A 24,747-nucleotide genomic window follows, 5' to 3' on the forward strand; every position below is an offset into this window, starting at 1 on the left:
CAAAGTAAGGAGGCTATGTGGCCTGCGAGCCCGCGAATATTCTCCATCTTCCGAAATACCAAATTCAGGGGACCAAGGTAGAAGAGCACGATCTCCATTTCCATTTAGAAGCTCCTCACCCTATAGCTTGTGAGGAGTGCGATGTAGAGGGAGAGCTTGCCAGATTCGGAAAGCGCGACGTCGCGTACCGTGATCTCCCTATCCACGGAAAACGCGTCACCCTTTGGGTGATCCGCCGCCGTTATACCTGCCGGGCCTGCAAGACCACTTTCAGGCCCCGGCTACCGGAGATGGCGGACAGCTTCCGCATGACGCTGCGGCTGCATGAGTACATAGAGAAGGAATCCTTCAACCACCCCTACACCTTCGTGGCAGCCCAGACCGGCCTGGACGAGAAAACGGTACGCGACATCTTCAGCGCCCGAACCGAGTTCCTTGGGCGCTGGCACCGCTTTGAGACGCCCCGCATTCTGGGCATCGACGAGCTGTACCTGAACAAACGCTACCGCTGCATCCTGACAAACATCGAGGAGCGAACCCTGCTCGACCTGCTGGCTACCCGCCGTCAGGACGTGGTGACCAACTACCTGATGAAGATGAAAGACCGGCAGAAGGTTGAGATCGTCAGCATGGACATGTGGAATCCCTACCGGGCAGCGGTCAAGGCCGTGCTGCCACAGGCCCGCATCGTGGTCGATAAGTTCCATGTGGTGCGCATGGCCAACGATGCGCTGGAGAAGGTGCGTAAGGGCCTCAGAAAGGAGCTGAAGCCCTCCCAAAGCCGAACCCTCAAGGGAGACCGGAAAATCCTGCTGAAACGCGCTCACGAAGTCTCAGACCGAGAGCGCCTCATCATGGAGACCTGGACAGGCGCATTCCCGCAACTGCTGGCCGCCTACGAGCACAAGGAGCGCTTCTACGGCATCTGGGACGCCACCACACGACCCCAGGCAGAAGCCGCCCTGGACAACTGGATAGCCACCATCCCGAAGGGCCAGAAGGAAGTCTGGAGCGATCTGGTCAGGGCGGTGGGCAACTGGCGCGAAGAGATCATGACCTACTTCGAAACGGACATGCCCGTCACCAACGCTTACACGGAGTCCATCAACCGACTGGCCAAGGACAAGAACCGTGAAGGGCGTGGTTACTCCTTCGAGGTGATGCGGGCACGAATGCTCTACACCACGAAGCACAAGAAGAAGGCACCGACTGCGAAGGTCTCTCCTTTCTACAAGAAAACCATCGGTTACGGACTGCCGGACTTCGCAGAGGAACTCAACTACGGAGTCGATCTATCAACCATCTGAGGGTGGTATCAGATTGATGGGGTGAAGGTGCCCCATCAACCATTAAATCCGTATACCCAGAATAACTATATGCTACGGAGAGCTGCGTGAATTTCCCATGTAAACATAATTGCTCCTATAAAGTCTTCCTGGTTTTTGCATTAACCTTTTTTCTGTCGGCTTGTGGTTCAGATTCAGATGCTGCTCGGGTCGACTTGACACCTAGTCAGCCATCTGAACCGAGAGAACCTATAGATACTGATGATCCAAACGAGCCAAACGAGCCAAACGAGCCAAATGACAGCGAAGAGGAGGAAGAGGAGACGGACCAGATCGAAATTTCTGCCTGTCGTGCAGCCATTTACCCGTCTTCTCAGTGGACGAAATGTGAGCTTCAGAACTACAGGAAGGCAACAGAAGCAACATTTAAGCAGTTATTAGATTTAAAGTTCCAAACGCGCCTCATTGCTCAGGGAGCAATAGACTCTTTGGTGTTTGTCGAAAGAACGCTAACTGACCCCTTCTGGAACAGTTTGCTAAATCTGTGTGGTTCGATTATTCCACATTGTGCTGGGGATCCCTTCCGACACCCAGGTTCAGACGAATGGTACGAAACCATAGGTACGTTTTATCCTGTGAACTTCTATGATAATGAAGGGGCCAGGATCAGTGGACGAGTATGGGCCCCTAAAGAGCCTGAACCAGGAAAAAAATATCCTGCCATTATTATAGTTAACGGATCTGTGCAGGCGCCGGAAACACTGTACTGGTGGGCTTCTCAGTTGTTAGTTGAGAATGACTATATTGTAATGACATTTGATCCTAGAGGGCAGGGGTATTCAGACTTAACCGCTCCTGGCGGGAAGCTAGGAAGTAATGCAAACCCGGTTGTATTCCGAAGAAATTTGATTGATGCAATTGATTTCTTTTATTCGACCCCGGATAACGTATATCCGCATAACTTACCGGGTGCTCCTGGTCCCAGGTCAGATCTGAACTTGGCTAAAACGACAGAATATAACCCGATCCACGAACTCCTTGACCCTGAGCGCCTTGGAATTGCTGGCCATTCAATGGGTGCAACGGCAGTTTCAGTGGTGCAAGGCGAGAGTGACTGGCAAGGAAAGATGCATGAAAGTAACCCTGTGAAAGTTGCTGTGGCTTGGGATAACCTCATGTTAGGAAATAGCCTGGATAATGTTGACGTTATTCCCAGAGTTCCAACAATGGGGCAATCTGGCGATTACTTTTTGGTCCCTGTGCCTCATTCAGAGCCCCCGGCAGAAAACAAAAATGCAGGTGTTGATTTATGGCGCGACAGTGGTGTTGATACGTATCAAGTTAATATCCGGGGCGCAACACACTATGAATGGTCATTGATCCATCCATTTCCCTCATCTTACTGGGAGGGAGGGAAAATTATTGCCCCGGATGGTAGTGATATCGGTAAGGGATGGGCTAATCCTGTGGCCCAGTATTACACATTGGCTTGGTTCGACCGTTATCTCAAACTGCCAGGCGAAAAAGGCTACGCAGATTCCGATGATCGCCTACTGAATGACAGCTTGTTCCGCGACAGAATGAGTTGGTATTACCCAAGCAAAAGGGCATATAGAGGTCGGGATGGTCGTTTCCATAGCTGCGAGTACATAGCGACAGGTTGCTAGTAAACACATCTAAATTGGGCTGTGGGGTTGCCCTCATGGCCCTGGTTTTTGGTGGGAACGGTCATCTTGATTTTTTTCTGTATTGCAACGGTGTGAAACCAGACCAGCGATGAAATGCACGAGTAAAATTCGAAGAGTCGTTATAACCAAGAAGGTGACTTATCTGCGTTACTGATAGATCTGTGTCATTTAAGTAATGGCTAGCATCTTTGAATCGGATTTCTTCCGTGAGTTTCTTGAAGTTGGTGCCTGATTTTTCGATATGTCGATGCAAGGTGCGTTTAGTCATAGCCAGGCGCTCCGCAACTTCATCCATGGACGGATAATATCCTGGCATTTCGGTAATCAATTTTCTTACTCTTGAAATAATGTCATTCTCTTGTTCTGAATCACCTGTAAGTAGAGCTAGCTCTTCTGAAACTTCTTTTTCTACTAGCTTGCGCGTCTGTAAATTTGCCAGAGGAAGTGGTCTCTTTAGAACTTCATTTGGGAAAATGATCCGATTGCTATGAGCATTGAAGCGGATTGTAAGTGGTGACCTGTACAATATGCTGTATAGCTCTGCATGAGGTGGTTTATCGATACTGACCTCAACAGTAACTGGAGGTATGTCGCCGGGAAATAGGAAGTGAGCCATCGTACCAAAACTATAAATCAGACTTTCTAATGTGAAGCGCTCAATATCATCTGGTACGTCAGTGTTCAAGGCGATATGAATTATTGCGTCGTTTCCGCTTTCTGTTAAGCGTAGGTCGACAAGTGGTGATCGAGTTGCAGAGTAACGGAAGCCGGCCTCAAGTGAGTCACCGACATTGCTGCTTAGCAGACCTACCACTCCAAGCAAGCCATGGGTGTTTAAATTTAATTGTTGTCCAAAGTACAAACCCAATGCAGGATCATGACTGATCTTTACTGCCGTTCGTATGGCATTGGTTACTTCCTGGATATCAAGGTATTGCCGCGGTTGGTCTAAACTGCTCGGCTCTAAACCGGAATCCCTTAACCACTTTTTACTGTCCAAGCCTCTCCGATCCAATAGATCAGCTAGCACCAATACATAGCTCCCCACTATGGCTTTAGATGTCACATCAGACTCCTGTTATATGCTTCAAATTGTCTTCTAATGACTGAAATCTGTCAACGCTTAACCTGCCTGCATTTAATATCTGGCTACTATAGCTCTATAGATTCAGCTTGGAGACTAGGGCATGAAAGCGGATTTTACTTCCCCATATAATGAATCACTTGTCAGTGGTTTGGACGGATTTAGAAAGAGAAAATACTCACTTGGCTGGGCTGTGCGTGATGCTATATCTGTGTTTGCTAGGCTCAAAGAAAAGATATTCACGCTATCGCGGTAAAAAATAGACTGCCAGAAGATTTTAGAGAAGAAATAATGGTCGCGGTATCGAGGGCAAATGGTTGCACAATATGTAACTTTACACATCATGAGTTCGCTCAGCACGCTGGCGTTAGTGAAGAAACTTTGCGTCAGCTTGAGCAAGCGGATTACCAAAATTTTGATCCGCGTCGGAAAATTGCCATTGATTATGCCGTTGCTCGCTCGTTATCAGATTTTGGGTCTGTTAAGCCAGAATTAAAAGAGAGATTTATTCAGGAGTTCACTGACCAAGAGCAATACGATATCGATTTTGTTGCTAGATTCATAACCATAATGAATCTTTCATGTAATAAATTAGAGGCCTTTTATCATAGGCTTAACGGTGAGCCAGCCAAAGACAGTTCTATCTTTGGTGAATTGGTGATCTCTGGCGTTGCAATGACCATTATACCCGTAATGTATTCGTTGGTAGCGGTTGCGCAGAAGCAACGATTAAGCAGGGTTGTTAAAGATTTCTTTGAGTTCGCAGAACATTACGAAGCGGTTGTACAGCCATTGCTGATCGATAATAACGAGGAGATCCATCATGCTTAAACGATTTGGCAGCAATAAACCCTCGGGAGTATTCTCTGCATTTCAACATAAGACGGCTTCTCTAAAAGAGCTGGCTGTACATGGATTGAACTTGGCGGCTAGCCCGGAAAATCTGTATGGAATACTTGTTTCAAAGCGGTTTGATCCTGCATTTCGAGAAGAAATAATGGTGGCAATCGCAACATTGAATGCATGTAAATACTGTAACTATGCCCATCATGACTTTGCTCTCCAGGCCGGGGTGAGCAAAGAGGAGTTGGCTCAGTTGGAAGGGATTGCTCCTGAGGATTTTGACGAGGAAAAATTCCTGGCGATTTCCTATGCTCGTGAACTTGCGAATCGAAACTTTTCTGGCGTCACGCCGGAATTGATTAAGAAAATGAAAAATAAGTATACCATCGAGGAGCGAGGGGATATTCAGACAACAGCTCGAATTATTATGTTGTTCAGCATGATTTGTAATACATCTGATGCTTTTCTTTCCCGCTTGCGTGGTGAGCCTGCGGAAGACAGCAATGCGCTGGATGAAGCGGTGGTGGCATCGCTGTTCTTTGGGAGCATTCTTCCAGTGGTTGGGATGTATCTTTCCATTACACGAAGGCAAAACCCAATTAAAACCCTTTCTGATTTCCTGAACTTTTCTGAAAGCTACGCAGAGCGGGGTAATGCGGTATGACTACTACTAACACTGACAATGTGATCAATATGCATCAATTACCGACGTCGCTCAACGGCACGATGAACCAGGAGGACCTTGATTCCGTTTTTGCCCGTTTATCGCCCCCTAAAATTGATGAACTAAGCGAGGCATACCAAGGGCGACTTTATGCCGTTGAAGGAGTGCGTCGTTTACCTCGATTATTGCGTGGGCCTTTACATGCAATTGTTAATTCACCCGTTTCTCCTTGGAAAGGCAAATTTATTAATGGTCGGCAAGGTGGAAACATGTTGCTTAATCGCCACGGTAAGCGCCAACTTGGTTTCTATCGTGTAACGAGAGGCAAGGCTTATGACGACGGTCGCCCAGTAATCGAGTTGGATTATGATGTGCCGGAAAACCCGCCATCATTGTGGCCAATTCGGGGGGAGCTACGAGCCTTGGGTGAGCAGTATTATCTAGCCCGCATGCTATACCGTACTCGTACAGGTTATTTTACTGTACTCTATTTTTCACTGGAGAAATAGAGCATGGTTTTTAATAAGCCTATATTGCGATTCGGCGAGCTCCGAAGCCAGTTAGGTTCCACTCCCTCAATGCTTGCAAAGGTGGCCGCGGCGTACAGCCAGCAGAGAGTGTCGCCCATGTTTGCAGAGAAGTTGATGCTGGTGGTGACCTCTGTTCTGGAATGCCGCTATTGTAACTGGATGCACTCAGAGTTGGCGATTCGGTTTGGCGTCGAACCTTCAGATATTGAGTCGCTTCTCTCCGGGGATTACTCTGTAGTCTCTGAATATGAACGCATAGCCGTTGTTTATGCGCTTAACTATTCAAAAACAGATGGCCAAGCTTCTACGACTGAACTATTATCATCTTTCTATCCGAAAGAGGTTGCAGAAGATATAGTCTGGCTCGTGAAGTTTGTCTTTCTGACTAACAAGCTGGGGAATACATATGATGCATTCCTGGCGCGTTTGCGGGGACAGGGCCCGAAAGATTCGAGTTTGTTAGTAGAAGCGGCTGTGGTTTTGACAATGACTCCGCTTTATGGGTCTGTAGCCATGCTTACACGTAAAGGTCGTAACCCATATTTTAGCCTTGATACATAGCGCCGCTCTAAAGCAAAAACACACTGGGGGGTATCCCTCCCCGGTGTGTGCAATCAGAGATAAATAATTTAGGGCTTTGTCCGGCTTTTCAATATGCGTAATCAGCTTCCCAACCTTAATTTACTGTTAACATTTGAAGCGGCTGCACAATTTCAGAGTTTCAAGGTCGCCGCCGAAACCCTTCATGTAACTCCTTCCGCTGTTAGCCAGCAAATTTCTTTATTGGAAGAAAATCTAGGCGTAAAGCTATTTGATCGGAAGAATCGTGGATTGTCGTTAACTGACGATGGTCAGAAATACTTAAGTAAAATAGCTCCCCATATCAATGGTCTTCGCAAGGCAACCGAAGCGCTGAAAGCGAATCAATCCAAGCCAGTAAAAATCAGCGTTATGCCTCCAGTTGCAGGACGTTTGGTCTTGCCGAAATTAAACGATTTTCGGGATAGATTTCCCGATGTTGACTTGGCCATTGAAACCTCGATTTCCAATACAAACCTTGTTGCAACAAACACTGATATAGCAATTCGCTTTGGGCAGCCGCCTTGGGCAGGTTTGAATCATGAGAAGATCGCCGACGTAAGTGCTCTTATTATTATGCCCCCTGGGTTTACTGAAAAGTACAATTTAAAAGGGGATATAACCAGGCTTGAAGAAATTCCTTTGGTTAATATGACTGGTCGACCGGGCGCTTGGCAGCGCTTTTTTGATCAGTTGGGCTTGTGTGATTCCAGAGGCTCTCAGTACTACGTTGATGATTATCCTGCTGCTGTACAGGCTGCAGAGTCTCTTGGGGCTGCTCTCGCTTTGTATCCAGTAGAAATGCCATTAGTGGAGTCAGGCAGGGTTGAAGCCCCATTTCCGCCGATAGGGCCTCTAGATGAGGCGATTTACGCGGTTTATCCCAATAACAAGTCGCTTCCCGTTGGTGGGCGGGAATTTATAGACTGGCTGAAAACTCAACTGGATGAAATTGAGGTGCGGTAGTCATTTCGGATTAGCCTGGCTAATCTGAAGAGTTATTTCTTATCGTTTGTCGCCCCCCTGTCTATGTCATACATTCCTTTGCAATCAATGGCAAAGGAATCATCATGACTTCAATAAAAGCATCATTGTCATTCCCCCCTCGGACTTTCTTGTCAAACCATAGGCAGAGTGAGCTTTCTGCCCTTTTTTCCACGCTGGAGCCAGTTAAAGGACAATTGATCCCGGGCACTTACAAGGGGACATTATTTGCTGTCAAGGGACTGGACTGGTTGCCGGCTATATTGAAAGTACTCCTTTACCGCCTGCTTACGACCTGGTTGAACCCTTGGCGTGGTAAAGCCTTTTCTGAGGATGGAGGCGCTAACCTTTGGGGGATTGGGCCTTTTATTGCCCAGTGGGGTTTTTATTGTTTCGATAAAAACGAATCAGAAGAGATTTTTCTCGATTATGGTGTAGAGAAAAATGCATTTTTCTTAAAACCAATAATGGGTGAGATTCGGGTTTTTCAGGAAGGTCTTTACCTGGCGCGAATGCAGTACAGAGCCAAATCCGGTGTTAAAACGCTTTTGTATTTTACGCTAGAGGTAGAGGGCTAATGGTCGCTTCTCACTATAAAACGGTAGTGATCGGAAGCGGATTTGGTGGAAGTGTTCTTTCAAATACGCTTGCTGAGGCCGGTGAAGATGTATTACTGCTTGAAAGAGGGCCTTGGCGAGACACCCCTGCAGTCCGTTCGACGGATGTAACCGATTACGCACCTTTCCCACGAGGTTTAAAAGCGGTATTTACCTTGGTAAATAGGCTGGGCGGCCGGTTGCTGCCTGGAAATGGAGTTAAGCTATCTTCTCGCGGATTATTCGACATTCATCTTGGTAAAGAAATGACGGTTGTATGTAGTAACAGCGTGGGCGGTGGAAGCCATGTCTACAGCGCTATGAACGTGCGGCCTGAAAAAAAAGATTATTGGGATGGCCATGCGAAACAAGTCTCATCCCTGAAGATGGAAGAGCATTACGAGTGGATGATTGAGAAAATGGGTGCCCGTCGAATTATAGAGGCGGACAATGTGCCCAACTGGACACCTGAAGCTTTTAAAGACTCTGAGCATTTCGTTGCAAGCGATACAGTTGAGCAACCGGAAATGTCAATGCGGCTGGAAGGCTATCAAAGCGATTATAAAGATAATAGTTTTTTCGGTAGTGCAAACGGTGCTAAAGCATCTCTTGACAAGGTGATGTTGGTTCCAGCTTTAAATAATGGTTTGGTCATTGCTGATCGACATGAGTGCTTGAGCATATGGGGAATTGCGAAGGACAGATATCGGCTCGAAGTATTTGATCACAAATTAAAACGTCGTGTTTACATTCTTGCGGACAATGTCGTACTTGCTTGTGGCACGTTGAACACACTTCGTATTTTGTTCCATAGCCGATCCATTGGCGGACTCCATGGAATGCCTGCGCTAGGTAAAGGCTTTGCCGGTAACGGGGATAGTGTTGCTTGGTGGGCGCTGAATGATAAAAAACGCGACCTCTCTCTTGGGACTCCTACCCATGGCCGATTTGGGCTGCGTGATCCAAAGACCGGCAAGCCCATGCCCGGTGTGAACCTGACACGGTATGGCTTTAGTGGTATCGACCAATTACCTCTTCCCTCATTCATTAAACGAAAGCTAAAAAGTGATGCTGTTCTTGTTGGTATGGGTGCAGACGAAGCTAATGGAATGGTTATTTGGTCAGCGGGGAAAATGAGGATCAACTATAAGAAATCTGAAAATCCCATTCTTGATGATGTGCAAAGAGACTTTGACGAAGTCGCTTGCAGAAGCAAGAGCCCCGTCAGATACCTGAAAAATTTCCAGCTGACAGTACACCCACTTGGTGGCGCGAGATTATCGGCTAGCGTCAAAGATGGCGTCGTTCGACATGACGGTATGATTCATGATCAAAAAAATCTCTATGTTGTTGATGCCTCGGCCCTTCCCGCAGCACCCGGGACGCCGCCTTCAATGACAATAGCAGCCTGGTCTAGGCATGTTGCATTGGAAATGCTGCGTAAGGCAAAACGCTAATCTGTATTTGGCAGTTAGGAGGACTACATATGTATAGCAAAAGAACATTTAGTTTGGTTGGGTTTGTTAGATCGCTTGCGATGAATGCAATCTATCTGCCGAGGTTTTTGATTGCTCTAATTAAGCCGTCTACATCTGCTGCCTTGAGAGAGCAAGTTATGCTCGGTTGTACATCCGTCAATGACTGCCGTTATTGCACTTGGCTCCATACCAATCTTGCATTGAAAAATGCAGTTGATGTTGATGAGCTGAATGAGTTTATCAGTAACCCTGAAGCGGTATCGCTGCCTAAAAAAACTGCTGTAGCAGTCCTTTTTGCACAAAACTTTTCAGAGAATAGAACTAAAGCGGATTTCGATTCTGTTCAAAGATTAAAAGAGGAGTTTGACGTCTGGAAAAGGTTGGAGATATATGCATATCTCCATGCTATTTATCTTGGGAATCTTTCAGGCAATTCATTTGATGCACTTCTGCACAGGTTGCGCGGGGATCAAGTTGAAGGCAGCAACCTCTTTACCGAGATCGTAGTTTCTATATTCAGTGCGCCAATCCTGGTTTTTCTGATGTTCAAGGCTAGAAATGACAAGAAAGTTGTCATTAAGCCGTTGTAAAAGGAAATATAATGCTTGATATAATTTCATCAGTTACTGCATCAACATTAAGATCGTGGCGAGGTACTCGTTCCGTCGTCCGTGAATCTCAACCTGAAAAGATTCTGGTTCTTTATGATATGGAAGGTTGTCCATACTGTCGGCCAGTAAGAGAAGTGATGACTGAGTTAGGGCTTGACGTAATTATCAAGCCTTGCCCAAAAGGAACCCCAGGGTTCTGGAGCGAAGTAGAAGCGCTTACTGGGAAACACCAGGTTCCTGTGCTTTCAGACCCCAATACAGGCGAGGTAGTCAGTGGTAGTTATAGCATTATTGCTTATTTGAATAATGCTTATACTAAAGATGTCGCCACCTCCGAGCCGTCACTCCCCTCAGTTAGCAGGCTGGCATCAGGTGTGAGGTTTGCCAAGGGAATTCGTGGTCGTGATTCTAACCCGCCTAAAATGCTCTTGGAGTTATACAGCTTTGAGTCTAGTCCCTACTCCAGACTGGTTAGAGAGCAGTTGACTGAGCTAGGTATAGCATACGTTTTGCGCAATTGTGGGAAGCAACAACTGAGCGATCAAGGCGTCCCTTGGCTGCGACCAACATTCAAAAAGTATGTCCCTGTTCCCGGAAGTAACAGAGCAAAGCTATTAGAGAAAGCGGGAAAAGTCCAAGTTCCATATCTGTATGATCCGAATAATGATCGAGGGCTTTTTGAGTCTAAAATGATCGTTTCTTACCTCAACAATCAGTATGGAGCCAAGTAATGAAATTAACTAATTGGTTACCTTTCGGAAAAGTACCTGAAATTTCTGCATCCGAACTCGCCAAAGAGCTTGATAGCTGGAAAATAGTTGATGTAAGAACCGTGTCAGAATTTGAAAATGGACATATAGAAGGCGCTGTTAATCTCCCTATTACAGCGTTTACCGATGAAAATGTGCTTGGTTTGCAGCTGGCAAAAGACAAGAGGGTGATCGCTATTTGCAGATCGGCGCATAGAAGTATACCTGCCGTAAGAAAGCTTAAAGCTCTTGGGTTTAATGCGTATCAACTTAAAGGGGGTATGATTAGCTGGAGAGATAAAGGGCTGCCGGAAAAGTCTAATGAATCAGAGGCGGGTTAATGTTGCGTTCCTGCTGACCCAGGGTTCATTTCTATATTCATCCGTTGGTCCCCTGGAAATGCTGAAAAGTTTTAACTCCCTGTGTAAAGATGACCCTGTATATTCTGGTGGATTTAACGCTTACACAGTATCGCAGTCTCGTAAGGAAGGTAAAACCGCCTGTAGTGTTAACGTCGTACCAGATTATGATTTTTATAATTGCCCGGATCCAGATGTTGTTTGGGTTTCTTCACAATTGATTATAGAGAAAAGAGTATGCTCTGGCTCCGTCTGCTCTTGGCTCGCCAAACAAAAAAATAAAGGCGCTAAGATAGTGTCTGTTTGCACAGGGGCTTTCCTGTTGGCTGATTGTGGTCTGTTGTCTGGCGAAGCTGCAACTACCCATTGGGATTATGCGCACTCTTTGCAAGAGCGTTATCCTGATATAAATGTTGTGGCGAACGAGTCTTTAGTTGTGTCGAGTAATTTTATCACTACTGGCGCTGGTTTTGCCTGGCAACAAGCAGTTCTAAAGCTTGTTGAGATATACAAGTCCCGATATCTTTCATCCCAGATAAGTGAATCGCCACCAGTTCACTAGACACTTCTCAGCCGTTCTTGGTGACGCTTTTCATACTCTACCGGTGACAGCTATTCATTAGAACCATGACGTCGCCGGTTGTTATAGAATATCTCGATATAATCAAAAGTATCTGTCCGGGCCGCGTCCCGGCTATTGTAAATCTTTCGCTTTATTCTCTCCCGCTTCAACAGCTGGAAGAAGCTCTCAGCAACAGCATTGTCGTGGCAGTTACCGCGCCGACTCATACTCCCCTCCAGGTCATGCGCCTTTAGAAACGAGTCCCAGTCGTGGTTGGTGTATTGGCTGCCTTGGTCGGAGTGAACAACTACTTTGCCTTCAGGCTTGCGACGCCAGACCGCCATCAGCAGTGCATCCTGGGCCAGCTCCTTGGTTATCCTGGATTGCATTGACCAACCGATCACCCGTCTTGAGAACAGATCCAGTACAACCGCCAGATACAACCAGCCTTCATGTGTGCGGATATAGGTAATATCCGTTACCCAGCTCTCGTTTGGTGCTTGCGGATTGAACTGCCGCTGCAGGATATTCGGTGTCACCTTGTGTAGCTCCCCAGCCCTATGGTGTGGCTTATGATACCCCACCTGCGCTCGTATTCCCGTGTAGCGCATCAGACGGTGGACTCGATTGGGCCCGCATCGCTCGCCATTCTCACGTAGATCCGTGTGGATCTTCCGGTAGCCATACACGGCTCCGGATTCCAGCCAGAACTGCCTGATCAGCCCGGACAGGCGCTCGTCCTCAATGGCACGAGCTGAACGAGGCTGTTTCTGCCAGGTATATAAGCCACTGGGGTGAACGACCAACAGGGAACACAGTGAGCGAATTGGCCACCGCTCGCTGTGCTCTTGTATGAAGGCGTACCTCAATCGGACTGACTGGCGAAGTACGCCGCGGCTTTTATTAGAATGTCGCGCTCTTCGGTAACGCGTTTAAGCTCTTTTTGGAGCCGGCGGATCTCGGCTTGGTCATCTGCATTGGCCTGATGCTGCTCAGAATCCAGGCCAAACTTCCTGATCCAGGCGTACAGGCTATGGGTGGTGACACCGAGTCGGTCAGCTACTTGAGCCACACTGTGACCACGATCCGTCACCTGACGAACCGCCTCAATCTTGAATTCTTCGGGATGGCGTTTGCTGCTCATGGACCTCTCTCAGATTGCCATTTTGTATGGCTAAAAGGTGTCTAGCAAACTGGTGGCGATTCAGTTGAAGTTGCTCCCGCACCTGATCTTAGAGACGCACTAGAGGCTTGTACCTCATCTCGGTATGGTTACGGAGTCAGACTTAGCTCACCCGGAGGAGGCCGTAGGGTCTAGCTCATTGGTTACGCACTGTGCTCAGTAAGTGGTCTTCTTGATGCAAAGCTTGAAAATCTTGCGATCGGTATATTCCGGATCCTGGTTTGGTTTCGGGTTCTTCAGGTCCCGTTTTACTCCACGCCACTGTCTACCTGCGTCGGTACGTGACAGAGTTGCCGGGCTGACCGGATTGCACGACAGTTGTTAGCACAGGTTCGTATATATAGACATAAAATATGGAGTACGCACTGATATGGCTACAAAACGTCCGAGCGAAAAAGAACTAGTCGACGGCTATGATGCCTACACCGCCCATGACGATGAGCTGGCCCACCCACTACCTCAAGGGATTACACCTTTGGAGCGTCTCAAGGGGTCCGTCAAACGCTATGAACGGCCGACCGATCCGGTTTGGAACGAGTATTTCGGCTCCGAAGGCGTTAGTGATGATCTTTTGGCGGATAGAGAGCAGCCCAAGAATGAACGAACATAATTTCCCTCGATAACGACAAGCCTAGAGAGCCTCATACTTTACAGAGGCCTGATCTAGTACTGACTGTCTATATCAGTAATGATTTTGCGAATTTAGTGTTTTTTATGTTCCGCAATAGATATCTAAGTCGGTTTAACTGTAGAGATGGGTATATGGGGATGAATAGTTACGCAGATAAAACTGTCGTTGAACGTATAGGCGGGGTGTCATTATCTGAGCAACCAACGCTGATCGAAACGATTATGGCAGGGCTGCCTTATCGGGCTCTTCTCGAGCTTCAGGCGATCTTTCAGATCCCAAATAGTGAAATAGGCAAAGCCCTTCTTATTACTCCCTCCACAATGAGCCGTAGAAAAGCTAGAGGTTATTTGCGTCCGGACGAGTCAGACAGAGTGATCAGGTTGGCCAGGGTGCTCGACTTGGCCATTTCGATGATGAACGGGAATGAACAGTCAGCAGTCATGTGGATGCTGGCGCCCAGAGAAATCTTTAATGGCGAGTCGCCGCTTATGCGTTCAGGAACGGAAATAGGCACCAGAGACGTTGAAGATTTAATTGGCCGAATTAGGAATGGCGTGTTCAGTTAGTATTTTCTAATGGCCCGAATTTGGTTTCTATGAAAGTGGGAGCGTTGTCCATAAAGTGGCCAGTTACTGGGTGCCTTGGTCTAAGTTTCCTAAGAGTTATAAAGTTTTTAGACTCAATTTGTTCTTTGATCGTTTCGAAATTAGGAGTCAATTTGAGCATGGTGATTTCGACGCGATGATGAACCTGTATGAAGGCCGTTAATATATCCTCCCAGTGCCCTATGAAGTCCGGATGTCGAGCCAATGAAGGGAAGCTTTTATAGGCATACATAACAGCTTTAAGGTGAAGAAAAGAGTCTTTCTTCATTTCTGCCAGTCTTACTATGTAAAGAATCGCGATAAAGCTGAATATTCCACCCCGCTGATAAAGCAGGTCGACATTATAAATACTATCTATCGGTAATGATTCTCCGTCTGGGGCTCCCTTGTAAGTTTTCGGCAGCTTCCAGAAAAGAGAGTCACTGTCACAGTAATTTGAAATTAAGCGATTAAGTTGAGACTTTCTTATCGGCTTATTTTGGAGAAGGTCAAAAAGAGGAAGGTTAAAAACTTCTGACGATCCTGGAAGGATATTGTCTACTTGATCCACTTTAGACTTTGTTACGGAGTTGTCGCCTCTAAACCATTTGTACACTTGCCTTGTTGGCTCTGAGCCTCTTGTGATCATGGCTTCAAAATCCGTTTGACCTAAGTCATGCTCCCTGAGAATGCATTCGAGCCAGATCTTTGTCTGTATTTTTCGTGGTAGAGATCGAGAGATGTTAGTCATTCTGCTTGAGTCTTCATTAAGTCAATTAGAGCTATTAATTTTCTTTAGGTAAAATATTTTCATTTTTTAAGTGATAATTTTACCGAGAATTTTGCACTTATATCATGTAGTTTCAACCTTTAATTTGACTCGTTGGGACAGGTGTGGTCGGGCGAGATGTGTGTTGATATGAGCAAAAAACTAATTTCTGAAAGATTGGATTCTATTAGAAAAAAATATGGCGAATTGCTTGATCTTAAGCAAGTCGCTGATTTTTATAAGTACCCTTCGGTTCAGGCAGTAAGAAAAGCTCATCAGCGAGGAACTTTGCCTGTGGCGCTTCATCGTTTTCCGAGGAAAAGTGGGTATTTTGCTAAGGCGGAGGACGTTGCCAGAAGTGTAGATAGAATGATCTCCACCTCAAATAATTAGTGTCTCAATGAGTCCCATTGAGTCTAAAGAAGTGACCATAATTAGGAGGCTGGCAATGAATTAGGCACAAAAAAACCGAAACCCGTTACAGGTCTCGGCTTTTGGGGAAGGCATGCCTTCGGTGTAGGAGCCTCCAGTATCCCTTCCCCATTTCGAGACGTCAACTTTTGATATCAAGATCCCGGTCTTGAGGGGCCCCTATGCCTGTTTGGTAGCGGCTCTCAATACTCCGGGAGGGGTACATTTATGCTTAGTGAAAGCGAGTTTGAGGATTATTGCCGCCAAGTGGGCCTGCATGGGCCGGCACGAGAGTACGTTGAGAGGGTGCGTAATTCCGAGCCATCCAGGATGGTGGGCACCAGGGCCAAGAGTAATGTCATCTCATTTGTGTCATCCGAGAAGATGGGGATGACGATTTCGACAGAAAGCCGGATGCCTGAGAGGGCCTTCGTGACACTATGCGAGCATGACAGCAGAGTTTTGGAGTTTTGGGACCAGGCTGAGCAGATAAAGGTCGTCATCCAGGATAAGAATGGGCGGGACAGGAGAATCTGGTACACGCCAGATTTTATGGTTCTTGGGCGTGATGGCGTGATCCTTGTAGAGGTCAAAGATAAGGCGACTGCGGAGGAATTAGTCAAGACATCTCCACGTAACTGGGAAAAGAGAGAATCAGGCAAGGTCGAGTATGTGCCTGCTAAAAAGTGCCTGGCAGATATGGGCCTGGGCCATTCGGTGTTCTGTTATCAACCTGAACTGAGATACAAGATCTCTAATCTGCAAAGTCTGCTTCTATCACGACAAGAAACCAGGTACACCGAATCTGAATGGAACGCTGTTCATAGATCACTTTCCGACCACGTTTGGATGTCCCTTTATGACCTTAAAGACAAGCTGGAATACCCTGATTACACACAGCTAGTACAGATGCTTGACGATGGTCTGGTTCTCGGAGATCTGAATAGAGCACTTATTTCCTCACCAAAAGGTTTTCTGGTTTCCCTTCGCCAGGACTTTCTGGATGAAGGTGTAGCGTTTCTCAATCAGGCGCGGCCATTTTCGACGTTAGAGCCAATTGCGGTGTGTATGGAGTTGGCTCCCTCCTCTGCTCGTGCAGCTAAGGCATTGGAAAGATTGAGTCGGTTGCAGGATGGAGAAAAATCGAGAAGTACTCGGCGCTGGCAGGCGAAGGTGAGGGATGGGGAGAAAATTGGGCTGACCCCCTTTCAATCGCTGTTGCCCGACTATCACCTATCAGGCAACAGACAGCAGAGATTACCCGCCCATGTAGCAAGGCATCTGCATGATTACTTACATAATGATCATGGGCCCCAAAAAGGCATCTCTGACTACAGAAGCTACATTGCTTACAAAGTCGGAGCAAAGGAAAAGCACCCGAACTCAGATCCGGTCTCCTGGGCGACTTTTTGGAACCATTTGAAGAAGGTGCCGGGCGAGCTACTGGGGGAGCAACGAGGTGGTAAGCGACTGGCTAACTCAAAGGTCGCTGCGGTACCTGTACAGTATAGAGGCTTGAAGCCCTCATATGGCTGGAAAACGGCCTCCGTTGATCATTATACGGCTGACATATTCGTGATTATTTTTAGTGGTGGTGATTATGTCTATGCCGCAAGGCCCACCATCACCGGGATGATTGATATCTACTCCGGTGCAGTTATTTCGATGTCGGTGTCCTTGCTACCTCCTTCCAGGCGGTCTATTGCGAAAGTAATGCGTGATTGCGTCAGGAGGCACGGTCGGTTGCCATCTGAGCTGATCGTGGATAGGGGCGCGGAATTCAAATCTGTATATTTTGCTTCACTTTTGGCCGATAAAGAGGTCGATTATTCGCTTCGACCAAGCGCCCATCCTCGTTATGGCTCTGAAATTGAGGGGCTTTTTGGGGATTTTAAGAAGATGTGGTTATCAAGCCGCCCGGGAAACACAGCTGACTATAAGGAGGTCCGATCCGTAGACAGAAGCTTTTCTCCCGAAAAACATGCTGTTCTCAAGCCTTATGATCTATATCGGGAACTACTGGCATTTATTGAGTGGAGGAACAATAAGCCGGTGTGTCCCGGAGGTTACTCTCCTGCCTATCTTCTCAAGACCGGTCAGGAAGAATTCCCATATATAGCTAGAAAGGCCTCACTGGATCACCGGTTTATGATCGCTACCAGTGTTGAGACGACGTCCTACAAGGTAGATCCTCAGAGAGGTTTGCACATTGGCGAGATGTTCTACTGGGCACCAGATCTGAGCGCGATAACAGGAAGAAAGAAGCACCTTGAGGTAAGGCCGGATGTTGAGAACCCTTACCTAGTCTACGCGGGTATGAATAATCGCTGGATCTCATGCTTCGCATCCCCAGCTTCGAATTTCATAACTCTGGACCCAATTGAGCAACATGTTCAATCCCTTGAGGTTACCGAGGCTCTTAAAGACAAGCGTTTGATTCGGGAGCAAGCGGATGAAGATCTTGTTAGATTGATCAAAGAGATGGATCAAGTGGCTGCGGATACCTCGACTCCTGTTATCAATATCCAGTCAGAGATAGAGGAGGATCGGGTTCCACAAGACATCTTCGCGAGGATCCGGTCTGCTTCAGTTGAGCCTCTGATGACAGAGTCATGGGAGGTATCGCGATGAAGGCTCCTCAGGTTATCTCAAAGCTGAATAGTACAAAAATCGTGCATCGTAACTGGCAGCTAGCACTGGGAGAGGCGTTCGCGGCACTCTCCCTAGCTTCTCCCGGTGATGTGGTCTGCATTACTGGGCCTTCCAGAGCAGGGAAAACGAAGCTGATTACTGAACTGGTTGGTTTACTGTGTGGCGAGATCGACTTCGAGCGGGACGGGATTCTTCCGGCTGTTATCGTCGATGCGGAAAACACCGGTCCTCATGGGCGGTTTTCTACCAAAGCATTCACATTAAAGCTGCATCAGGCGGTCAGGCACCCAATTTATGGGGTCATAGGGCAGGAATTCAGTGATGGGCCCGCGAATACCAAAGCTGACAGGACCAATGAGCCCACACTCCGTTTTGCACTGGAGAATGCCTTTCGCCTGAGAAAGACCCGATTCTTGTTTGTGGATGAGGCTCAACATGTCCGTTATGTAAGCAAGGATTCTCAGGGCGGCTACGCGGTAATGGACTCATGGAAGTGCATGGCGAAAACCTGCGGGCTGGTGCTGGTTGTGGTGGGAGCCTATCCCATCCTTCAGGTGATTGGTCATTCACCGCACATGATCGGCCGAAAATCCCAGATCCACCTCGCTCGATACTATGCAACGGATGATGATCTGGCGGAGTTTGGGAAAATTCTGGCCACCTACGACCAGATTATTGCGGACATTGCCACAGACCGGGTGCTGACTCAGTCCTCGGAGATGCTATATCACGGTTCTCTTGGCTGCATCGGCCTCCTGCGCAACTGGCTTGGCCGTGCAGTTGCTCGCTCTCATGCTACGGAAAAGCAATTGTCACCTGCCTTGCTAAGGGAAGTCATGTTTTCCAAAGCTGATTTGGCGGCTATCTCCGAGGAGATCTATCAGGGGGAAAAGCTGTTCGAGCCAGCAGATGCACACTCACAGTCACCCCGTGACCGAGCAATGAAGGTGATGCCACCAAAGAACAAGGGAAAGCCATTTCAGCGTAAACCCAAGCGTTACGCACCGGGCAATCGGACAGAGGGGCATGGCTGATATGTTATTTCCAATCGAGCTAGAGGGTGCTGGAACCTGTGATGTGGAATCTCTGGCTTCCTATGTGTACAGAGTGGCGTATGAGCATGGAATATTCGTTGGCGAACTGCTGCGACACATCAACAAGCAAACGTCAGCGCTTACGCATCTTGATACCGAAGCCCAGCCTGTTCCCGCGTTTCTGAAACCCGCTGAGATGGTGAGAAATAACCGATCCAGCGCTGCAATTCAGGGCGCTCTGGAGAAGCTGACTGGGCTGGAATTATCCCAGTCTCGGCTCCTATTCATGACCAGCGATATTGGTAGGTCCCCCAATGAGGTTGCTCCAGGCTTCCGGTGGTGCCCTGAGTGCATGAGTGAGTGGCAGGCCCTGGGGCAGCAGCCCTTCTTCAAGTTGATCTGGCATCTGTCAGCTATTACTCACTGCCCGAGTCATCGAACAGAGCTGATATCTAAGTGTGCATTCTGCAGTTGTAAGCAGACGGGTTACATAAGGAAAAGGGCGATTGGATTCTGTCAGCAATGCGGCAGACACCTGGGCACCCGAAACCCGGACAAACTCGCGCCTGAAATTGCTCGTAGCTGGGAAATGAAAGGCGCTGATGTTCATCAGTTCTTCGTTGATATGGCGCAGCAGCCTTTTACTGCTGAGTTGGAAGGCGGGATTTGGCGTTCTCTACGAGACTTGTTTGACCACTATTGGGGGAACGGTAAGGAGCTGGAGTTGTATCAGGCATTTCCAAGAGATGAATGGATCAGCCTGTACCATAAACAGAAGCCCGTCAGCTTCAGTACGGCAAGGCGGCTTTGCTATGGGCTGGGGATTGATCTCTATACCCTGATATCAGGCAGTGCGATCAATTCAACTCAGGTGCTGAGCCAGAAATGGCTCTGTGAGTTACCGGCGGGATTCTGCGAACGAAAGTCCAGGCAGAAGCGAAACCACGATGCGATTCAGTCCAAACTCCGTCGATACCTGGATCCCTGTGTTAGGCCGAGACCGATGAAGGAAGTGGCGGCTGAGCTTAACGTCTCGGTTGGGTACCTTGAGTACCGTTATCCCACTGCAGTCAGTGCATTGGTCAAACGCCACCAATCCATGATTGTGGCCCAGCGACAAAGGACTCGTGAAAAGGCGCTGAATTCCGCCTTACAGTATTTCACGAATTCATCCTACTCAGGGTATCCAAAATCCAGGAAACAGGCCTACTTATGCCTCAGGGAGGAAACGGGGCTGCCCAAGTTCCTGCTCAAGGGCGCGATTGGGGAGGTCTATTCCGCTCTCTATTCGTCCTGAAAAAAAGGGGCCGTCAAGGCCCCGATTTAACATTAAAAATTAAGCAAGGGATCTAATTTAACATTCATTTTGACTGATACCGCCATTTCTTTACGACCGCACCAATTTGCGCGATTGTCATCGCTTGTTTCTGCCAACCTTTATCAAAATCAACATCATTTGAGCGAGGCAGTTTGTCATCTGGCAAACTTCGAATCATCACTCTGGTTGGCAGCGTGACTGCTTGACCAACAAATATGGCCTCCTGACGCCTTAAACCGGACAGCATTTTGGTTAAGCCAGACATCGAATCCGGTAACACACTGCGAACATGCTCGCGGTCGGAATCATTTGTTATTCGAAGTACGATCCATGAATTGCATTGTGACAGTACTGTCGCTTCAACTTCACTAGGTCTCTGCGAAACTAATAGTAGTCCAACACCATATTTTCGACCTTCCTTCGCAATCCTGCGAATTGCAGATTGAGCGGCTTCATACTGGGCCTCACCACGATTCGGCACATATCGGTGTGCTTCTTCGCACACTAACAGAACGGGGCTATCTTTCCGCTCTTCCTCTGTTTGCCAGACCTTGAGCTGGAAAACAATTCTGGCGATGGCTGCACTAGCGACCCCTGCAACTTCGTTAGGTACACCTGAAAGGTCCACAATCTGTACTGTGGTTAGTTGGGTTAAAAATTGATTGACGATAGCGGGTAGTGGGTCTTCGCCACCGCTCCAGCTTTCCATCATAAATTTAAGCCGGCCATCCTTTAGCAATGAGTCAATCTTGCGAATGACTTTGCTGTAATCCTCATGGGATTTTTTATCTTTGTTATCTGGGCGCTGTGCGTTAATGGCACCAATTAACCCTTCTTCGTAGCGGGTGCCATCTTTGAATCCGAAATGATCTAAGCCTTCTGCATTTCCGATAATGTAGGGTATCGGCGAATCAACCGTTAACTGGCCTTTATCAAGCTCAAGCTGCTCAGCCGCCTGCTCACGAACGGCAATTAATGCATTTTTTATAATGTTTGATTGTGAGGTTGCTGCAAACTCGGTCTTGCCGATAAACAAGCTCAGTGACTCTTCTAAATCGAGTAACCAATAAGGTAGTTTTAGTGAACCTTCATCGGTCGATAAACGTTGGTGTGCGGGAAACGCTTTGCCGTATTCATTATGCGGATCGAGGATAATAATTTGCGGGTGCCAGTTCTTATGTTTAGCTATCTGGCCACGCTCAAGAATACTGTGAATAACTGCCGCCACAGTACCCGATTTGCCGGCACCAGTAGAGCCAAGGATGGCAGTGTGCTTACCTAGTAATTCATTCAACTCAGCGTAACAAGGAGCACCACCTGAACCAACATGTTCACCCAGTTGAATCACCGCGCCTTTTGCGTCCCCGTAAATAAACCTCAGCTCTGATTTTGGTGTTAGATAAATCGTTTGCTGAGGCAGTGGGTAGGTAGCTACACCTCGCTCAAATTCAAGAACAAATTCGCTTTCGCCTTTTCTGCGCCATTCACCCTCACCGAACAAATCCGCTTCAATAATTCGTTCATCTGAAGACGCAACAGGCAAGCCCTTTTCTAGCTGGTAGTCGGCCTTCATACGTAATCGACTGACTAACCCATAAATAGAGCGGCGGCCAAAGTGAATTTTGATGATTGAGCCAAACTGCCCAATCGGATAGTTTTCACCAGCAAATACTCGAGACAAGTCTGAAATCGTAGGGTCGAGCTCAGCGATAATACGCGAGCCATCCACCTCAATAATTTTCCCTATAGAGAGATTATCAATGGGTTTCATGTATCTGTTATCCATTTCAAATACCTCCTTCAAGGACCTGAGTTAGGTTTTCAAACATCCACCATTCAATGCTATTCTCTGACGTGGCCTTGTGGTCGGCGTGGAAAAAACCTTTATCAGCAAAAATCAGTACTTGTTCGTTGATTGAGTTATCTTCATTCCAGGTTTTCAGCGCGCCACTAGGTACAGGGTCGCTCGTAAACGCAATCACGGTTAAATTGCCATTTGAAGCCCTTAAACCACGCTCGATTTCTAGATTGATATGTGCATCGCCAAAACTATAACCTGCAATCAATAAAACCCGTTGGCTACCGCCTCGCGGGTTTAAAACAGCTCTCGCTCTGTGCATTAAATTGGCGTAGGGGTCGAGCTGAGTTTCACGGTATTTAGTCGATGCAGGCCAAATCATAATCTTCGCAGCTTGCTCTTTACTGCATTTCAAATGCGGAGCAATACGTAATGGTGTTGATGAAGAGGCATGTTCAGCCCAATTGATGGAGCCATGTAGCTTAAATACTCTGGCATCTAGATTGTTCTGTTCAAACGTCGAGGGGTTCCACCAGCCGGAGACACCGCCTTCTAAACCATCGGCATACCTTAATTGTGATAGTGCGAGTGAGTCTTCAATTAACGTGTCGTAGTTCATCACCAGATAATCGATTGTGCTCGACTGGTTGTCTTTCCCTGGTCGCATTGGTCGATGCAGTGCCTGAACAAAGCGCTCATGTACAGCAGAATCTACATCAACTTTAATTACGTCAAAAATAGCGAGTTTTATCTCGTTTATCGCTGCTAGTAACTGATTATTACTATATTCAGTACCTCCAATAGATACATCGCTAGCCGTTACATTGCGATTTGTTCGTCGAGTAGTGATGGCAAGCCAATCTACGAGTTCGCTTAAGTAGTCTTCTATATGCGAAGCTGGATTTGCGTCAGAAAAAGAGTTTTGTATGGCAGTCAATATCTGCTTTGAATCATCTGAGAGCTTGTCATTTATTAGTGCTCTTTCTGTTAGCTGGTTTGTTAATGGAAGCCCAGCGCAAACACTTGCACCTGCACCTAACAGAACCGCTTTTGAGTGTGAGAGCAATTCTTCGAGATTATTGATTGCTTCTCTGAACTCTTTTTGTTCAAAAACTGTGGTGTCGAATGCCATACTCCCTCCTTAGAGCCCGCCTTTGAAGGCGGAATCGAGAATTGATGCTTTCAATGAACGCATTAATTCTACTTTTTCATTTAATTCAAATTTTACTGAGTTTCTGAAACTAGAAACTTCATCGATATTTTTGCAAATAGTTTCTTGTAGTTGTTTGCTTGGCGCACAAAACGAAAGTGCTTTAATTCCTTTCTGGTTGATGATGGGTAATGTCGCGGTTGACGCATTTGTCAGAATTTCAGGTTTAATAAACCTAAACCAGTAGTACGCATATCTGGGAATTATGTTGCTGTGGAATTTAATGCCGGTAATTTGCTGGTTAGAACTGGCATCTTGCTCTAAATAACCGATCTTCCCGATGGTCGCTCCGATGGCGACGAGCATGATCGTACCAGAATCAAACTTACGTGCTTTACCTGCATCAAATGCTTTTTGACTGAGTTTTTTATTGGAATCAGACAGGATATCGTGATCACCAAAGTCAGAAGGTGCAAACCAGTTAATGTCACCATTTTCATAAAATTCGGGTTGCTTCGTTGGTGGTGTTGTTCCTGTCTGAATTTGCTCAATATGTTTTTCGACCGTAGATAGACCGGATAACTCAATCGCTTGTATCATTTGCTCATTTATCGTGCTCGCATACAACGCATCAGCCAGTGTGAAACTTTCCTGCAAATGCTCGATGGCGGTGTCGATGCGTGTGAGCAATGCATCGAGTTTTTCGACGATGCGTTTTTGTTCTCCTTGAGGAGCTACAGGAATAATAAACTCTGAAAGCTTTGTTCCGTTGATGTTGGGCTGAGCTGCGCCTGTGGCATTCTGACCAACAACCTCCCAGTAAGCAGGTGTTAGAAAGAAATAACTTAAGTATTCTGGAAAAATGTCTTTTTTGTTTGGAATAATTCTAATCAAGTAAGACGCGAATACGGCATCCTTTGGCGCATTCTTGATTAGAATAGATTTTCCCGCAGTTGCACCACTACGGGCAAAGATTAAATCATCATCATTCAACGCGTACTTGCTGATTTCGTTTTCTTCTAGGGATACTGTTGGAACCCCCTGCCAGTCGATCTTTCCACCCTGAATATCAGTAATACGCAAGAACTTTGCGTTGCCATTGCTCTCTGCTTTAGCTGTGTGCCCGTACTGGATGTTATGGCTAAGCTTCTTGACTGATTGCCACTCCCACCCATCCGGCAGCTTATACAAAACCTGTTCCATG

At 47.1% G+C, this 24,747-nt stretch carries 26 protein-coding genes; 20 read left to right on the forward strand and 6 right to left on the reverse strand.

The features are described from left to right. Nucleotides 1-17 precede the first annotated feature (17 nt). The gene (locus tag F1529_RS04640; protein WP_026949880.1) at nucleotides 18-1,307 is read left to right on the forward strand and encodes an ISL3 family transposase; all 1,290 of its coding nucleotides are present in this window, start codon (nucleotides 18-20) and stop codon (nucleotides 1,305-1,307) included. Between the two features lie 86 nt (nucleotides 1,308-1,393). Then, nucleotides 1,394-2,953: a hypothetical protein gene (locus F1529_RS04645; protein WP_155132460.1), complete on the forward strand. Its 1,560-nt coding sequence runs from the start codon at nucleotides 1,394-1,396 to the stop codon at nucleotides 2,951-2,953. Between the two features lie 61 nt (nucleotides 2,954-3,014). Here F1529_RS04645 and F1529_RS04650 read toward each other — a convergent pair whose 3' ends face one another. Continuing rightward, the gene (locus F1529_RS04650; protein ID WP_155132463.1) at nucleotides 3,015-4,040 is read right to left on the reverse strand and encodes an AraC family transcriptional regulator; all 1,026 of its coding nucleotides are present in this window, start codon (nucleotides 4,038-4,040) and stop codon (nucleotides 3,015-3,017) included. 121 nt (nucleotides 4,041-4,161) lie between these two features. On the opposite strand from F1529_RS04650, the gene F1529_RS04655 reads away from it, so the two are divergent. The 12 genes from F1529_RS04655 to F1529_RS04710 all read left to right on the forward strand — a co-directional run bounded on the left by F1529_RS04655 (nucleotide 4,162) and on the right by F1529_RS04710 (nucleotide 12,013). Then, a complete protein-coding gene (locus tag F1529_RS04655) occupies nucleotides 4,162-4,314 on the forward strand; it encodes a hypothetical protein (protein ID WP_155132466.1) in 153 nt (50 codons plus the stop codon). Between the two features lie 35 nt (nucleotides 4,315-4,349). Continuing rightward, nucleotides 4,350-4,889 (forward strand): hypothetical protein, encoded by a 540-nt coding sequence (locus F1529_RS04660; RefSeq protein WP_155132469.1) that lies wholly within the window; start codon nucleotides 4,350-4,352, stop codon nucleotides 4,887-4,889. Then, on the forward strand, nucleotides 4,882-5,565 hold the full coding sequence (locus F1529_RS04665) for a carboxymuconolactone decarboxylase family protein (protein WP_155132472.1): 684 nt from the start codon (nucleotides 4,882-4,884) through the stop codon (nucleotides 5,563-5,565). The genes F1529_RS04660 and F1529_RS04665 overlap by 8 nt, the downstream gene beginning before the upstream one ends. After that, on the forward strand, nucleotides 5,562-6,074 hold the full coding sequence (locus F1529_RS04670) for a hypothetical protein (RefSeq protein ID WP_155132475.1): 513 nt from the start codon (nucleotides 5,562-5,564) through the stop codon (nucleotides 6,072-6,074). Before F1529_RS04665 ends, F1529_RS04670 begins: the two co-directional genes overlap by 4 nt. A 117-nt stretch (nucleotides 6,075-6,191) precedes the next feature. After that, nucleotides 6,192-6,656, forward strand: coding sequence for a hypothetical protein (locus F1529_RS04675; protein ID WP_155132478.1), 465 nt, complete (start codon nucleotides 6,192-6,194; stop codon nucleotides 6,654-6,656). A 93-nt stretch (nucleotides 6,657-6,749) separates the two neighbouring features. Next, complete coding sequence (locus F1529_RS04680) at nucleotides 6,750-7,640, forward strand: LysR family transcriptional regulator (protein WP_155132481.1); 891 nt, start codon at nucleotides 6,750-6,752, stop codon at nucleotides 7,638-7,640. A gap of 104 nt (nucleotides 7,641-7,744) precedes the next feature. Beyond that, a complete protein-coding gene (locus F1529_RS04685) occupies nucleotides 7,745-8,236 on the forward strand; it encodes a hypothetical protein (RefSeq protein WP_155132484.1) in 492 nt (163 codons plus the stop codon). Continuing rightward, a complete protein-coding gene (locus F1529_RS04690; RefSeq protein WP_155132487.1) occupies nucleotides 8,236-9,711 on the forward strand; it encodes a GMC oxidoreductase in 1,476 nt (491 codons plus the stop codon). The genes F1529_RS04685 and F1529_RS04690 overlap by 1 nt, the downstream gene beginning before the upstream one ends. A gap of 29 nt (nucleotides 9,712-9,740) precedes the next feature. Further along, entirely contained in the window at nucleotides 9,741-10,322 is a 582-nt protein-coding gene (locus tag F1529_RS04695) for a carboxymuconolactone decarboxylase family protein (protein WP_155132490.1), read from the forward strand. Between the two features lie 11 nt (nucleotides 10,323-10,333). Next, nucleotides 10,334-11,074, forward strand: coding sequence for a glutathione S-transferase N-terminal domain-containing protein (locus tag F1529_RS04700; RefSeq protein ID WP_155132493.1), 741 nt, complete (start codon nucleotides 10,334-10,336; stop codon nucleotides 11,072-11,074). Beyond that, nucleotides 11,074-11,433, forward strand: a complete 360-nt coding sequence (locus tag F1529_RS04705; protein WP_155132496.1) for a rhodanese-like domain-containing protein — start codon at nucleotides 11,074-11,076, stop codon at nucleotides 11,431-11,433. The genes F1529_RS04700 and F1529_RS04705 overlap by 1 nt, the downstream gene beginning before the upstream one ends. Then, nucleotides 11,414-12,013: a DJ-1/PfpI family protein gene (locus F1529_RS04710; protein WP_155132499.1), complete on the forward strand. Its 600-nt coding sequence runs from the start codon at nucleotides 11,414-11,416 to the stop codon at nucleotides 12,011-12,013. The genes F1529_RS04705 and F1529_RS04710 overlap by 20 nt, the downstream gene beginning before the upstream one ends. 50 nt (nucleotides 12,014-12,063) lie before the next feature. Here F1529_RS04710 and F1529_RS04715 read toward each other — a convergent pair. Next, a protein-coding gene (locus tag F1529_RS04715) for an IS3 family transposase (RefSeq protein WP_155132502.1) occupies nucleotides 12,064-13,157 on the reverse strand; the annotation gives its coding sequence in 2 pieces (ribosomal slippage) (nucleotides 12,064-12,917 and nucleotides 12,917-13,157; 1,095 coding nt in all). Between the two features lie 409 nt (nucleotides 13,158-13,566). On the opposite strand from F1529_RS04715, the gene F1529_RS04720 reads away from it, so the two are divergent. Together F1529_RS04720 and F1529_RS04725 are read left to right on the forward strand one after the other, a co-directional pair. After that, nucleotides 13,567-13,806, forward strand: coding sequence for a hypothetical protein (locus F1529_RS04720; RefSeq protein ID WP_155132505.1), 240 nt, complete (start codon nucleotides 13,567-13,569; stop codon nucleotides 13,804-13,806). A 158-nt stretch (nucleotides 13,807-13,964) separates the two neighbouring features. Further along, the gene (locus F1529_RS04725) at nucleotides 13,965-14,393 is read left to right on the forward strand and encodes an antitoxin Xre-like helix-turn-helix domain-containing protein (protein ID WP_196220370.1); all 429 of its coding nucleotides are present in this window, start codon (nucleotides 13,965-13,967) and stop codon (nucleotides 14,391-14,393) included. On the opposite strand, the gene F1529_RS04730 is transcribed toward F1529_RS04725, so the two are convergent. Beyond that, a complete protein-coding gene (locus F1529_RS04730) occupies nucleotides 14,386-15,060 on the reverse strand; it encodes a hypothetical protein (RefSeq protein ID WP_155132511.1) in 675 nt (224 codons plus the stop codon). The genes F1529_RS04725 and F1529_RS04730 overlap by 8 nt on opposite strands. A 270-nt stretch (nucleotides 15,061-15,330) precedes the next feature. Here F1529_RS04730 and F1529_RS04735 point away from each other — a divergent pair, with 270 nt between their 5' ends. The 4 genes from F1529_RS04735 (at nucleotide 15,331) to F1529_RS04750 (ending at nucleotide 20,574) form a co-directional block, all read left to right on the forward strand. Continuing rightward, complete coding sequence (locus tag F1529_RS04735) at nucleotides 15,331-15,573, forward strand: hypothetical protein (protein WP_155132514.1); 243 nt, start codon at nucleotides 15,331-15,333, stop codon at nucleotides 15,571-15,573. Nucleotides 15,574-15,819: 246 nt separating this feature from the next. After that, nucleotides 15,820-18,222 carry a DDE-type integrase/transposase/recombinase gene (locus F1529_RS04740; protein WP_155132517.1) on the forward strand — a complete coding sequence of 801 codons (2,403 nt, stop codon included), beginning with the start codon at nucleotides 15,820-15,822 and terminating at the stop codon, nucleotides 18,220-18,222. Then, nucleotides 18,204-19,277: an AAA family ATPase gene (locus F1529_RS04745; protein ID WP_155132520.1), complete on the forward strand. Its 1,074-nt coding sequence runs from the start codon at nucleotides 18,204-18,206 to the stop codon at nucleotides 19,275-19,277. The genes F1529_RS04740 and F1529_RS04745 overlap by 19 nt, the downstream gene beginning before the upstream one ends. After that, entirely contained in the window at nucleotides 19,270-20,574 is a 1,305-nt protein-coding gene (locus F1529_RS04750; protein ID WP_155132523.1) for a TniQ family protein, read from the forward strand. Before F1529_RS04745 ends, F1529_RS04750 begins: the two co-directional genes overlap by 8 nt. A gap of 64 nt (nucleotides 20,575-20,638) precedes the next feature. Here F1529_RS04750 and F1529_RS04755 read toward each other — a convergent pair whose 3' ends face one another. Genes F1529_RS04755 through F1529_RS04765 form a run of 3 tightly spaced genes read right to left on the reverse strand, consistent with a single transcriptional unit; the run spans nucleotide 20,639 to nucleotide 24,746 of the window. Further along, entirely contained in the window at nucleotides 20,639-22,366 is a 1,728-nt protein-coding gene (locus F1529_RS04755; protein WP_230457707.1) for an ATP-binding protein, read from the reverse strand. Between the two features lie 16 nt (nucleotides 22,367-22,382). After that, nucleotides 22,383-23,525: an SIR2 family protein gene (locus tag F1529_RS04760; RefSeq protein WP_155132529.1), complete on the reverse strand. Its 1,143-nt coding sequence runs from the start codon at nucleotides 23,523-23,525 to the stop codon at nucleotides 22,383-22,385. 9 nt (nucleotides 23,526-23,534) lie between these two features. After that, nucleotides 23,535-24,746 (reverse strand): restriction endonuclease subunit S, encoded by a 1,212-nt coding sequence (locus F1529_RS04765; RefSeq protein ID WP_155132532.1) that lies wholly within the window; start codon nucleotides 24,744-24,746, stop codon nucleotides 23,535-23,537. Between the last annotated feature and the right edge of the window lies 1 nt (nucleotide 24,747).

This window comes from Alcanivorax sp. VBW004 (assembly GCF_009718865.1).
Taxonomy (GTDB): Bacteria; Pseudomonadota; Gammaproteobacteria; order Pseudomonadales; family Alcanivoracaceae; genus Alcanivorax.